Source organism: Ornithinibacillus gellani (assembly GCF_003730295.1).
Classification (GTDB): domain Bacteria; phylum Bacillota; class Bacilli; order Bacillales; family Amphibacillaceae; genus Ornithinibacillus_A; species Ornithinibacillus_A gellani.
On the sequence record NZ_QTSZ01000037.1, the window covers coordinates 21418 to 35508 of the forward strand.

The 14091-nt window shown below is 39.1% G+C and carries 12 protein-coding genes; 9 read left to right on the forward strand and 3 right to left on the reverse strand.

The annotated features are described in order from the left end of the window. Positions 1–17: 17 nt before the first annotated feature. The 9 genes from DX933_RS10430 (at position 18) to DX933_RS10470 (ending at position 10953) form a co-directional block, all read left to right on the forward strand. Positions 18–800 (forward strand): enoyl-CoA hydratase, encoded by a 783-nt coding sequence (locus tag DX933_RS10430; protein WP_123316377.1) that lies wholly within the window; start codon positions 18–20, stop codon positions 798–800. A 19-nt stretch (positions 801–819) separates the two neighbouring features. Beyond that, on the forward strand, positions 820–2349 hold the full coding sequence (locus DX933_RS10435; protein ID WP_123316378.1) for an acyl-CoA carboxylase subunit beta: 1530 nt from the start codon (positions 820–822) through the stop codon (positions 2347–2349). Between the two features lie 219 nt (positions 2350–2568). After that, complete coding sequence (locus DX933_RS10440) at positions 2569–3039, forward strand: flavin reductase family protein (protein WP_223805944.1); 471 nt, start codon at positions 2569–2571, stop codon at positions 3037–3039. A 273-nt stretch (positions 3040–3312) separates the two neighbouring features. After that, the gene (locus DX933_RS10445) at positions 3313–4176 is read left to right on the forward strand and encodes an ABC transporter permease subunit (RefSeq protein ID WP_190279489.1); all 864 of its coding nucleotides are present in this window, start codon (positions 3313–3315) and stop codon (positions 4174–4176) included. Next, entirely contained in the window at positions 4169–5083 is a 915-nt protein-coding gene (locus DX933_RS10450) for an ABC transporter permease (RefSeq protein ID WP_123316380.1), read from the forward strand. The genes DX933_RS10445 and DX933_RS10450 overlap by 8 nt, the downstream gene beginning before the upstream one ends. Positions 5084–5155: 72 nt before the next feature. Continuing rightward, positions 5156–8800: a dynamin family protein gene (locus DX933_RS10455; protein WP_123316381.1), complete on the forward strand. Its 3645-nt coding sequence runs from the start codon at positions 5156–5158 to the stop codon at positions 8798–8800. Between the two features lie 3 nt (positions 8801–8803). Next, positions 8804–9664, forward strand: a complete 861-nt coding sequence (locus DX933_RS10460) for a 5'-3' exonuclease (protein ID WP_123316382.1) — start codon at positions 8804–8806, stop codon at positions 9662–9664. A 243-nt stretch (positions 9665–9907) separates the two neighbouring features. Then, the gene (locus DX933_RS10465) at positions 9908–10111 is read left to right on the forward strand and encodes a DUF1657 domain-containing protein (protein WP_123316383.1); all 204 of its coding nucleotides are present in this window, start codon (positions 9908–9910) and stop codon (positions 10109–10111) included. A gap of 188 nt (positions 10112–10299) precedes the next feature. Continuing rightward, entirely contained in the window at positions 10300–10953 is a 654-nt protein-coding gene (locus tag DX933_RS10470; protein ID WP_123316384.1) for a peptidylprolyl isomerase, read from the forward strand. Positions 10954–11201: 248 nt separating this feature from the next. On the opposite strand, the gene DX933_RS10475 is transcribed toward DX933_RS10470, so the two are convergent. The 3 genes from DX933_RS10475 to narI form a co-directional block, all read right to left on the reverse strand. Next, the gene (locus DX933_RS10475; RefSeq protein ID WP_123316385.1) at positions 11202–12719 is read right to left on the reverse strand and encodes an FAD-dependent oxidoreductase; all 1518 of its coding nucleotides are present in this window, start codon (positions 12717–12719) and stop codon (positions 11202–11204) included. A gap of 105 nt (positions 12720–12824) precedes the next feature. Then, entirely contained in the window at positions 12825–13247 is a 423-nt protein-coding gene (locus tag DX933_RS10480) for a hemerythrin domain-containing protein (protein ID WP_223805945.1), read from the reverse strand. 94 nt (positions 13248–13341) lie between these two features. Next, a complete protein-coding gene (gene narI, locus DX933_RS10485) occupies positions 13342–14079 on the reverse strand; it encodes a respiratory nitrate reductase subunit gamma (protein ID WP_123316387.1) in 738 nt (245 codons plus the stop codon). Positions 14080–14091: the final 12 nt, after the last annotated feature.

The window sequence follows — 14091 nt, forward strand, 5'->3', positions numbered from 1 at the left end:
TGACAAAGGGGGATTATATGGGAAAATTAGTAGAATATTCATTGGTGCAAGATCATGTTGCGATGATTCGATTACAACGTCCAGAAGCAGCAAATGCATTATCCAGCGCATTGTTGGATAACTTCAACCGTATCATTCAACAAGCTGATGCTGACCCAAAAATTCGTTGTGTGATTATTACGGGTTCGGGTGAAAAAGCCTTTTGTGCGGGAGCTGATTTAAAAGAAAGAAGCAGGATGAATGATAGCGAGGTAGTTGCCGCTGTTCGTTACATAGGAAAGACCGTATCCGCAATTGAGCGCATGAGAATGCCTGTTATTGCCGCATTGAATGGGGTAGCATTTGGTGGTGGGTTAGAGCTGGCATTGGCTTGTGATATACGAGTTGCCATTGCTGATACAAAAGTTGGCTTAACGGAAACGTCACTCGCAATTATTCCTGGAGCCGGTGGTACACAACGATTGGCAAGATTAATTGGCCCTGGGCAAGCAAAAAAACTGATATTTACAGCAAAGCCAATTACTGCGGAAGCAGCTTATCATATTGGGTTAATAGAAGATTTGACCAATAGAGAGGAACTAATGAAACGTGTTATTCAACTTGCGACGTCTATTGCACATAATGGTCCGATTGCCTTGGAACAAGCAAAGCTCTCTATCAATCAAGGTCTACAAACAGATTTGGCAACTGGATTGGAGTTAGAGCATACCTATTATCAAAAGACAATACCAACGGCTGATCGCATGGAAGGACTAGAAGCATTTAAAGAAAAGCGTCGTCCGATTTATTATGGGAAATAAGACAGGAGGAAAAGAAGACATGTCTTATCAAGAGGAACTTAGGAATCGTATAGAGAAAATTGAACAAGGCGGAAAAGCTGCTTATCATGAGAAGAATGAAGAAAAAGGAAAGCTATTCGTCCGGAAAAGACTTGAAATCCTGTTTGATGAAGGCGTAGAAATAGAAGACGCATTTTTTGCCAACTGTATGGCGGAGGACCTGCCCTCAGACGGGGTTGTTACAGGAATTGGTAAAATAAATGGTCAACCAGTTTGTGTCATGGCTAATGATTCAACAGTTAAAGCAGGGTCTTGGGGAAAACGTACCGTTGAAAAAATCATTCGTATTCAAGAAACGGCAGAGAAACTTGAAATCCCCATGCTTTATTTAGTTGATTCGGCAGGTGCAAGAATTACCGACCAAATTGAAATGTTTCCAGGTCGTCGTGGTGCGGGACGTATTTTCCATAATCAAATTAAATTATCTGGAAGGGTTCCGCAAATTTGCTTGCTGTTTGGACCATCAGCAGCTGGCGGGGCTTATATACCTGCTTTTTGTGATATCGTCGTTATGGTGGATGGAAATGCATCTATGTATCTCGGGTCACCACGGATGGCTGAGATGGTAATTGGCGAAAAGGTTAGTTTGGAAGAAATGGGCGGTGCAAACATGCATTGCTCTGTTTCCGGATGCGGAGATGTATTGGTTAAATCAGAGGAAGAAGCATTACATTATGCTAGAACCTATTTAAGTTATTTCCCACCAAACTTTAGAAAACAACCAGAAGCAGCTGCTAATAAGGATGTAAAAGCATTTGAAAAATCCATTGTAGATATCATTCCTGAAAATCAAAATGCACCTTTCAATATGCATGATTTAATCCAAAGAATTATTGATGAAGATAGCTTCTGTGAAGTGAAGAAAAAGTTTGCACCAGAATTAATAACTGGCTTAGCACGGATAAATGGAAAATCAGTAGGAATTATTGCCAACCAGCCTCGAATGAAGGGTGGCGTGCTTTTCCACGATTCAGCGGATAAAGCAGCTAAATTTATTCAGCTATGTGACGCATTCCATATTCCATTGCTTTTCCTAGCAGATATTCCGGGATTTATGATTGGAACAAAGGTAGAGCGGGCAGGGATCATTCGCCATGGTGCGAAGATGCTTGCTGCAATGAGTGAAGCAACGGTGCCTAAGATTTCCGTTATTGTTCGTAAGGCATATGGAGCAGGGCTTTACGCAATGGCCGGTCCAGCGTTCGAACCAGACTGTTGTTTAGCCCTGCCTACTGCACAAATCGCTGTTATGGGACCTGAGGCGGCCGTCAATGCGGTCTATGCTAATAAAATAGCTGCGCTTCCAGAGGATGAGCGACCAGCCTTTATTAAGCGAAAACAAGAGGAATATCGTGATGACATTGATATTTATCGACTTGCTTCCGAGATGGTCATTGACGCCGTAATTGATCCAGAAAATTTGCGTCAGGAATTAATGACACGGTTTGAACTATACGAATCGAAAAATGTACACTTTACGGAAAGAAAGCATGGTGTTTATCCCGTTTAAGAAATGTAAGAAAATACTTTCCGCCAATATGTTGGGGAAAGTATTTTTTTGAAATGCATCAAGTAAACTATAATTATATTATGTAAACTAAAACATAAACAAGTTAGTTTAAAATTCAAAATGAACGTGTTACCCTAATGAATAGTGTTTATATAAAATCACAGTTTATGCTGCTATAAGTAAAATATATTAGATAACTGGGTGAAGGGGGAAGAAAAGGTGAATGACCGCCAATTTCGTGATGCGATGGGTAAGTTTGCAACAGGGATCACTGTCGTGTCGACTTATCATCAGCAAGAAACAAGAGGTATGGTTGTCAATGCTTTTATGTCCGTATCTTTAGATCCAAAACTCATTGCTATTTCAATTGATGAAAAAGCAAGTATGTACCCGATTTTACAGGAGACGAAGCAATTTGGTGTCAGTATTCTGAATGCAGACCAACAAATTTACTCCATGATGTTAGCCAAGCAAAAGGAAAAGGATAGAGAAATTCCTTATACAGACTTACGTGGTATGCCTGTTGTCGCTGACGCACTTGCAGCCATTGCTTGTGAGGTCAAAGATATGGTTAAAGCAGGTGATCATATGATTTTTATTGCTGAAGTAAAGGACCTGATCATGAAAGATGATAAACCAGTGTTGTATTATGCTGGAAAGTATAGAAATCTATCGGAAGATCATGCGTAAATATTAAACTATCCTATCATATGTAAGTATTTCATATAATTCAAAGCAAAGACCAGAATTTCTTAATAGATTTTCTGGTTTTTTTATGCAAGAAAAAGTATGTAATTTGCATCAGGTTACCTATGATTGTCAGTAATTGTTTCATCCAGCTTAAACACTATATATCATTGTATAAAAAAGGAGTATATGGATAAATTTTTACTTGAATAAATTTTCAGATAGTGGTAACTTTTATCTATTCTAAACATCTATGAAGAAATGGAGAAGTGTGACATGAGAATTGCGCTATCATGTATCGGTATGATTCTTGGAATATTCCTATTGGCTGCTATTCCGCTTACCATTAACATATCAACTGGATCTCTTGTGTGGCAATTGGATGGCGCCTGGCAGGCTATGACTAATTATGTAATCGGGATCGTGAATGGTGATTCCTTCCTGTTTCAAGAAGGTACAAACCGATTTCAAGACTTTTTAAAAGTAGTCCCGAGACATTTCTTATTATCGCTTGGTTATATCGTTTTATCTGGTTTAACCGCAGTCATACTTGGTATGCTCGTTTCTACTTGGTACAGCAGATCAAAGCAGGAGTGGGTTAAGGATATTATTGGTTTTCTAGGAATGATACCGGATTTTATTCTTGTTCTCTTTCTGCAAATTGCGGTCGTATCCGTCTATCAATCTACTGGCTGGAAGGTTGCTAGGGTTGCATCCAAAGGGGTTCATGATCATGCGATTTTATTACCTTTAATAACACTCGCTATTATTCCAACCATCTATCTAATACGCACGCTTTCAGAACGTGCCTATGACGTGATGGGGGAGGATTATATACTAACCGCCAAAGCAAAAGGTTTAACCAAATGGTATATATACATACAGCATGTCGTTCGAAATGTACTGCCGTTTTTAAAAGCAGATTTACATAAGGTCGCATCAATCATGATCAGTAATTTATTCATTGTCGAATATTTATATAATGTAAATGGACTTACTAAATTATTATTTGCTTCCACAGGTTATCAATTTAATTTAACTGTTAATGCGTTGCTTGCTTTTATCGGTCTATACATAGTGATGTATGCAGTACTGCGGCTATTTATCGGCTGTCTCGAAAGGATTTTTGCTTATGATTAATTGGCGGCTTGTTGTAGGAATCACACTTGTGTCTGCGTTTTTTATCGTGGCAATTTTTGGTCCGCTTTTTGCACCGTATGAAAAGGATTTTGTTGAACCATCTGGTTATTATTACAATAATCCAGATGATTTTGGTATGTATGCCTCCCCATATCCACCATCGAAGGCACATATATTTGGAACGGATGAATGGGGCTATGACATATTAACGCTTTTATTATATGGTGCAAAATATACCATATTCATCGGTGTCATTACAGCTGTTCTTCGCATGATAATTGGTGGTTTTCTGGGGATGATAACTGGTTTACAAAAAAAGAAACGTCGAACGGATAATGTATTTGGTTTACTTGGCAGTATTCCAGCATTTATTATTGTTTATTTTACGATGACGGGCATTATTGTTAATTCCCCACTCTCCACGGGAACATTGATCATGATTCAAACAACGGTAATGGTGCTTGTTGGAATTCCAGGAGTTTATGCAGCCGTTTATAGTAAAACAACTGCATTAAAGCAGCATCTTTATATTACGGCCTCTTCTGCATTAGGCGCTGGGTCGATTCGAATCGCAATTAAACATCTGCTGCCACATTTACAAGGTACATTCATGGTGATGCTCCTAAAAGAGATTATTCTGGTGCTCTCGCTGATGGGGCAACTGGGGATATTTAATATTTTTATTGGAGGAACCATTTTACGACTTGGTGGTCCACCTGTTTATGTATCCATTACAAGGGATTGGGCTGGATTAATTGGACAGTGGCGTTCCTTTATATTTGATTACCAATGGATTCTATTCTATCCATTATTGGCATTCGTGCTGTTAATATTTGCATTTTATATGCTTTTGCGTGGTATAGAACTAAATCAGAAGGGTGCTTTCCATAAATATCCCCATATATAGTGTGGTAGAAAATTAGCCGTGACATGCGTATAATAGTACTTAGAATTGTATTGTAGAAGGGATTTGTACAACTTGACTGTTCGAGATGTGGAATTAGCAGCTATCACACCGGAAAAAATAGCTGCGGCTTATCAAACGATAAAGAATCATGGAGATGACGCAAATGCGGATAAAATGATTGATCTATACCAGAAGTTAATGGATCATGAACTGACTGTTGCGTTTGCTGGTCATTTTTCAGCTGGAAAATCTTCGATGATTAATGCATTACTAGGGAAGGACATGTTACCGAAAAGTCCAATTCCAACGAGTGCAAATATCGTAAAAATTACTTCCGGAAAGGGAACGGCCCGTGTTTACTTTCATGAGGCTCCTCCCGTGGATTACAAGGAACCATATGACCTGGACGTGATTCGGGATTACTGTATGGATAAGAATAGCATCAAAAAAATAGAACTTAGTGCATCAGATCCGATTTTACCACCACAAGCTGCTTTGATGGATACGCCTGGCATTGATGCAGCAGATGATGCTGACCGTCTGATTACAGAATCGTCCATGCATTTAGCCGATTTTATGTTTTATGTGATGGATTATAATCATGTGCAGTCAGAGGTTAATTTACAATTTCTAAAGGAAGTACAGGAATTAGGAATACCATACGCCATTATAATTAATCAAATAGATAAGCATCGTGAAGAGGAAATAACATTTTTGAATTTTGAGAAAAGCATTAAACAAACGTTTGATCAATGGCAAGTGACACCACAACAAATCTTTTTTACATCATTAATAGATACACATCATCCGCTTAACCAATTTTCGCTGGTTCAAGAGAGACTAAAACAGATTTATACCATTTCTGAGTCAAAGTGGATGAAAAGCATGGAGCGATCATTACAACAAATTGCTAAAGATCATAGGCAATACTTGGATCAAGAAGCGGATGAACAAGTACAAGAGTATGAGGGACTAGATGACCTTTCCAAACTGGAAACAAGACTTGCTGAGACACTTGACCATATGCAAGAACTGAAGGATAAGCAAGCAAGCTTGGAGCAGGCGTTCCGCTTTATTGTTGATCAAACGCTGAAGAATGCCTATATGATGCCTGCCGACCTACGTGAGCTGGCCAAGGATTTCTTGGAATCACAGCAAAGTCAGTTTAAAGTGGGATTATTTGGTTCCAAAAGGAAAACAGCTGAGGAAAAGCAGGAACGCCTCCGTCGATTTTTAGAACCGCTTCAAAAGGGGATGGAGACGAATATTCAGTGGAAGCTTCGCGATAAATGGACAGAGCTATTACATGCCTATGACTTGAATACGAGTACGGTTATGGATAAGCTTCAAAAGGTACATGTAAATTATGAAGCAACAGATTTACAACGACTAATAAAGCCCGGCGCAGAGATCAATGGCAATTATATTTTACATTATACCAATGATGTGTCAGCAGATATGAAACAAAAATGGAAACAGGCATCCCAAACCATTTTGCGACTTATCCAGGATACCTATATTTCTCAAACGGCTTCAACCTATCAAAAATTACAGGAAGAATCGGAAAAAGGCAAACAACAGCTACGGGAAAGAAAGCAGTTGAATGAAGTACATTCGGTATGGGATGAAAAGCGTGCAGAATTATCCAAGCAATTGGAGCATCCGGATCCTAAAGAGGAAACATTAACCTGGTTGCAGGAACAATATATGCATATGCAAAAACCACAGAACATCCAGGCCGACATGCAAGTTTCGATTGCATCTAAGAAGTCTACACCTGTGCATGTATCGAATACGGAAGTAGACAAACAGGTTTCGGGTAAGTATGTATCGATCGAACGCATGGTTGAATTATTAACACAGGCTCGTTCAATCACGAAAGCTGTTGCAGGTATGGAAGCAATACGAGAAGATTTAGATGATAAGCAAGCGCGATTGGCAAATCGTTCGATTACAGTTGCATTATTCGGAGCGTTCAGTGCCGGAAAATCTTCGTTTGCGAATGCCATATTGGAAGAAGCCATATTACCAACATCACCTAATCCAACAACAGCAGTGATTAACCGTATCATGCCCGTAACAACGGAACATCCGCATGGAACAGTATCCATTCAGTTTAAGGATGAGGAAACACTTATAAATGATATCGTTGCTATTACGGATAAATTATCACCTGAAAAGTCTAGTTTACAGTCGTTATTGCACTGGGTTCGTACAAAGCAGATTGATCAATCTCCTGTGCTGCATAAGCCACACCGTGCATTTTTATCAGCTGTATTAGCAGGAGAATCGAATAATAGTAAATTTATCGGCAGTAAGCTAACGATAACGTTAAAGGATTTTGCCGCTTTTGTAACGGATGAGACAAAGGCATGCTTTATCGAGTCGGTGAATCTTTATTATGATTGTTCGATTACAAGACAGGGCATTATCCTCGTAGATACACCTGGGGCAGATTCCATTAATGCACGTCATACGAATGTGGCATTTGATTATATTAAAAACGCAGATGTTATATTATACGTCACCTATTATAACCATGCTTTTTCACGTGCAGATCGTGATTTCTTAAAGCAATTAGGTAGAGTGAAGGAATCTTTTGAATTAGATAAGATGTTCTTTATTATCAATGCGGCTGATTTATCAGCTCATGATGATGAACTAAAACTGGTGGAGAATTATGTTCATGATCAGCTCGTGCAGATGGGAATTCGTCATCCTAAGCTTTATCCACTATCGAGCAAAAGAGCTTTGGAAAACATCCAGCAGAAGCAGCAGATGGATCAGCAAATGCGTCTATTTGATTCCAGCTTTCAGTCGTTTATTCAAGCCGATTTAGCTCGTTTAATGATAGCTTCCGCAACAGTTGAGTTGCATAGAGCAGAAAAGGCGTTGGCAGGTTATATACATGCATTAAATCTGGATGAACAGGAAAAAGCAGAACGCCAGAAAGCACTTCAAGTAAACTGCGAACGTATGGTTCAGGAGGTTGCAAGGATGGATTTGGAATATCATTTGAAACAAATCCAACAAAAAATAGAAAAGCAGTTATATTATACTGCAGAACGTATGGCTATTCGGTTTCATGACTTCTTTAAGGAAACATTCAATCCAACCACAATAACTGAATCAGGTAGACACGCGGCAAAACAATTGAAAGCTTGCTTGAAAGAACTGCTTGATTATACTGGCTATGAGTTGCTGCAAGAGGTACGTGCTGTGTCATTGCGTGTAGAAAGTGTGATGCGTGAACAGCTGGAAGAGGCAAATCTGAAGTGGAACGAACAATTGCGAGCAGTGGACTCGCAAATGGTTCTCTCAGGAATGACAAGGCAGGATTGGGAAAGCCCGTCCTATCCGCAGGCACTGACTGCGGTGGATATGCGGGATTTTGATCATTGCCTTTCCGCTTTTAAAGGTACGAAGGCATTTTTCGTAAAAAATGAAAAGGAACAAATGAAGGAATCTCTATATGAAGTACTTGAGGAGGAAATCAAACAATACTTGGCTTCTATGCAGCAAATAATGGAGGAATCTTTTGTTAAACAATGGAAACAAGCAGCTCAAATGCGAATAGATCGCATTAATCAGGAGATTACATCTTATACAGACAGTCAGTTGCGTATCATGGCTGAAACGGTGGATCAATCTGTATTAGAGGAAAAACATCAGCTGCTTCAGAACATTTTACAGGAAGTGCAGGAAAAAGGAGACTAAACAATGCGACAAAAAATATTACTTGTGGACGGAATGGCCTTATTATTTAGGGGATTCTACGCAACAAGCTTTCGTGGTAATTTCATGTACACCAGTTCAGGTGTACCAACAAATGGGGTTTATCAGTTTTTACGATACCTATTAAACGCAGTTGATACATTTCAACCAACTCATGTTATTTGCTGCTGGGATATGGGGAGCAAAACATTTCGGACAGATTTATATGAGAATTACAAAGCAAATCGCGGGGCACCTCCGGAGGAATTAATTCCGCAATTTGACCTCGTTAAAGAAGTAGTAGATGCCTTTAATATGCCTAACATTGGCCTGGAAAACTTCGAAGCAGATGATTGTATTGGCACATTGGCGAGAACCTATGCTGAGACAGATTCGGTTCTTATATTAACAGGTGACCATGATATCCTGCAGCTGGTAGATGAGCATATTCAAGTAGCGATAATGAAAAAAGGCCAAGGCAATTATGAAGTATTTAATGTAGATAATTTTTATGAGAAAAAAGGAATTCATCCATACCAGATGGTTGATTTAAAAGGTTTAATGGGTGACTCCGCTGACAATTATCCAGGTGTCAAAGGAATTGGTGAAAAAACGGCATTAAAGCTATTACAGGAGCATGAAACAATTGATCAATTACTGGAGAATTTAGATACCTTGCCTAAAGGAATTCAAACGAAGGTTAGGGATAACTTAGACATGCTTCAGCTGTCAAGAACCTTGGCAGAAATTAAATGTGATGTGCCAGTTGCTTGTCCTTTGGATGATGCAAGATGGCAATATGATAAACCAACCGTAGAAGCAAAATTTATGGAGCTGGAATTTACTCGGCTTACCAAATTAATTTAATATATCTTTTGAGAATAGTCTTTGCCACGCTGCAAGGGCTATTTTTTTATGCCTCATGATATACCCTGCGCACTTTAGTATATACCCCTCTCTATTTATAACATACCCCTATTAGGTATATTATAAATAGAGAGGGGTATATCGCTTGTTGGTGGAGGTATAGGTTGGGAGGAGGAGGGTATGTAAGGATTAACTTATATTCTTGCACCAATTGGATAGCATAAGGAAAGGAGGTGAAGATGAATGACAGTTGCAACACAAATGCAGCAAGCCATTGCCAGTTGCCAAAGTGTTTTGGCTAACTTAAATACATTTGCTCTTGAAACTGAGGACCAAAATGTGAAGAAAATGTATCAAACGTTGGCCCAGCAGCAGCAGGTGATTTTAGACAATTTGGATGCACGATTTTCTTATATTAAAGCAGAGGAACCACAATTTAATGAGTAATGTATAAATGAAGACGAAGCCTGCATGCAGTGATAGCATGTCAGGCTTCATTAGGTTCTATTCGGACATTAGTTGGAAAGTATGATATATCGAACGGGAATAAGCCATTTGATGTATTGATGTTCGCTTTGCAATAATGGTATAATTTAGTCGGTTTATGCATTTATTTTGCTGTAGGAGGTTGGGGAATGCGGAAGAGCAAGATATTAATCGTACTCATGATTGGATTTGCCATGTTATTCACTTTAGGCGCCTGTGGATCCAATTCGGATGAATCTGCCAATGACAAAGACAAAGAAGAATATCCAGATTCAGTTAAGGAAAATCCGGAAGTTACCATTACAATGGAAAATGACAATGAAATTGTTTTGGAGTTGTATCCTGAGGTTGCTCCTAATACGGTTGCAAACTTTGTTTCACTAGTGGAAGACGGTTTCTATGATGGATTGATTTTTCATCGTGTTATTCCAGGCTTTATGATACAAGGTGGAGATCCAGACGGAATCGGTACAGGTGGTCCAGGGTATGCTATTAAAGGTGAATTCAGTGCTAATGGAATTGAAAATAATCTGGAACATGAACGTGGTGTGTTATCCATGGCTCGTTCACAAGCACCAGATTCTGCTGGATCCCAATTTTTCATCATGACGAAAACATCACCACGTTTAGATGGTGAATATGCAGCATTTGGTAAAGTAATCGATGGTATGGATGCCGTAGATGAAATTGTGAATGCCGAACGTGATGCTGTAGATAAGCCATTAGAAGATCAGAAAATGAAATCCGTAACGGTTGATACAAAAGGATTTACATATCCTGAACCGGAAAAAGCAGAAGAATAATTAATAAAACCAGCAAATGCTGCTGGTTTTTTGTTTGCTACGTATGCAACAACTGAATAGAAGGGAATCATCCATGACGGTTTCATTAAAAATAATTTCCTAGTTTACATAATATATATTATAGGAAGTTAATGAGTAGGTTATTTCATAACCAAGTATACTTATGATATTGAGATATTTTTAAAAAATGGATTACATCGCATACAAATATTATTTATATCATGTATGCGATGTTTTAATAAGTTATTTTAATCCCGTTTGTCCAATGGTTTGTTAGCTGGACCTTCGATTACTTCACCAGTGTATGCAAATCTTGATCCATGACATGGACAATCCCAAGTTCTTTCTGCAGCATTCCAGGCAACTTCACAGCCTAAATGTGTGCATGTTGTATCCACCATATGAATTTGTTGCTCTAAATCCTTGTATACACCAGTCCGTTTTCCATCAATATCGGTTATCACTGCTTGATCAGGTGCTAAATGATCGATTGATTGCTGATTAGACGATAATTTTCCTTTTACAAGATGTTTTGCTACATCTGCATTGATGGAAGCGAATGTTCGCACAGACGGATCTGCTTGAAAACGTGCAGGCAAAAATACATTCTCATATGGAGAAGATCGCTCTAATATTCGATCACATAGCATGATTGCTGCGATTGTACCATTGGTTATTCCCCATTTTCTAAAACCAGTTGCAGTGAAAACACGATGTTGCTTTTTGGTAACAGGTCCGATATATGGTAATTTATCTAATGTTGTGTAATCCTGGGCGGACCAGTGATAACATATTTCTGTAGGTTGGAAATTTTTCTCTGCATATTGTTCCAATGCTGCATAATGCTTTGTTGTTGATTCTCCCTGTCCTGTTTTATGCTGTTCCCCCACTAATATCCATAGGTCCTCCCCGTTCTCTGGTGTTGTACGGATAGAATGGGTTGGATTTTCAGCATTGATATATATTCCGCCTGGATACATCTTATTTGTTTTAAAAGCGACAGCATAGGCTCTTTCTGCATACATTCTTGTCGGATAAAAGCCTTGTCCATCATAAAATGGATAATGTGACGCTTGTATCACATAATCACAAATGATGCGGTGCCCCTCGTCTGTTACAATTGCAGGGTTTTTATTGTATTCCACATCAACTGCAGTTGTATGTTCAAAGATTTGTATATTGCTTCCGCAAGCCCCCAATAGGCCTGTTAAATACTTTAATGGATGAAATTGAGCTTGCTCTTTCATCATCAGTGCACCATGTATGGGAAGCTGTAATGGTATTTCGGAAAGGTATTCATGGGGAATATTGAGTGTTTCATATGCTTGCAGCTCTGTTTCCAGCTTTTGCACACTTTGTTCCGTCTCTGCAAATATATACGCGTGCTCGGATTGATGATCACAATCGATTTGTAAAGCTTTGCTTGTTTCGTCCATGTACCGTTTGGCTTCTGTATTTGCTTCATAATATAACTTAGCCTTTTCGGTTCCAAAATGCTGGATGAGCTCATCATAAATGATTCCATGCTGTGCAGTGATCTTTGCGGTTGTATGACCGGTTGTTCCATTTAAAATGACACCAGCATCTATTAAAGCAACAGAAACATTCTGCTTGGATAGCTCGTATGCAGCGGTGATACCAGTTATCCCGCCACCTACAATTCCAACATCTGCTTTAATGGTTTCAGTTAGTGGCGGATAGGACGGAAATTCGATGGATTGTCGCCAAAATGTTTTGGGAAAAGGTCGGATAGGTTGCTTGCTCATTGTCCAGTTCTCCTTTATAAATTTCGTACCATTAGTTTTACCTATAACGACTTTTATATGAAAAAAACCACCCAGCAAATAGATCCAGGTGGTTCCTAAAAAGGATTATTCTTCTAATAGTAATCTTTCCTCGTCCCGACTATGGATTTCATTCACAATTAACAACGATTGGAATTGATCGAGCACCAATTTGGTGACATGATGATTTTCCTTAAATTGTGTTTTTATTTTGTCCAATATTATCCGAAGCAGATCATGGTCACGCGTGAGCATATGGATTTCTTTTTGTAATTGCGGATTTTCCTCGGCTATTTCCACATATAGTCCTTCTTCTTCTGCATCAGCATGGGCAATCACTCGTGTTTCCCAGTATTCTATCAAGACATCCGCTGCTGTGCGGCATTCATCATCACGTTCCTGCTGAAATAATTGATTGACTACATCTGTTAAATCTCGAGCTTCTGCATATGCACCATCATGGATAGAGCGATGCGCAGCGAGTTTTCGTAAGGCTGGACCAGTTGCCATAATCATACTTCCCCCTATTCATTTCTTTTTGACTACCTAATCGTAACGAAGGTTGTCATCAAAGGTCCTGATGACAACCATTCAAACCATCGTATTACTTCGATGAAACGTCGTATTTCGTTTTAGTTTTTGGTGTGCCATATGGTTTGGCATTGCGATATACGACATAGTTACGGTTTAAATACTTTAATGGCAGGCTGAACACGTGCACGAGACGGGTAAATGGCCAGATTGCAAATAATACAAATGCCAATGTTACATGTAATTGAAAACCGATTGGTGCTTGAGCCATGGAAGCAACCATCGCTTGGGATGGTTGAAATGTAAGTAACTCTCTCACCCACGGACCAATGACAACACGATAGTCAAAGGTGCCACCTGATGCAGTATATCCTGCGGTATTTGTAAAACCGACTAACACGACAATGCCCAGCATGATCAGTGCAACATAGTCGCTTGGTGAACTATTTTTTACTACTCTTTTTACAGAAACCCTCCGCAAGAATAAAAAGAATCCACCAACAACAACTGCTAAGCCTGCTAAACCACCAAACCAAATAGCACCGAAATGATAATATTCATCTGTAATGCCAATGGTATCAAACCAAAGCTTTGGTATCAGCAAACCACCTACATGGCCGAGAAATACAAAGATGATTCCCCAATGAAATACCGTACTTCCAAATCGCAGCCTCTTTTGCTCTAAAAATTGGCTTGATTTTGCTGTCCAACCGAATTGGTCCTTATTATAACGGTATATATGTCCAAGGACAAAAATGGTCATGGATATATATGGAAATACTATCCAAAGAAAGATATCCAGACTTGTCATGGTGCTTCCACC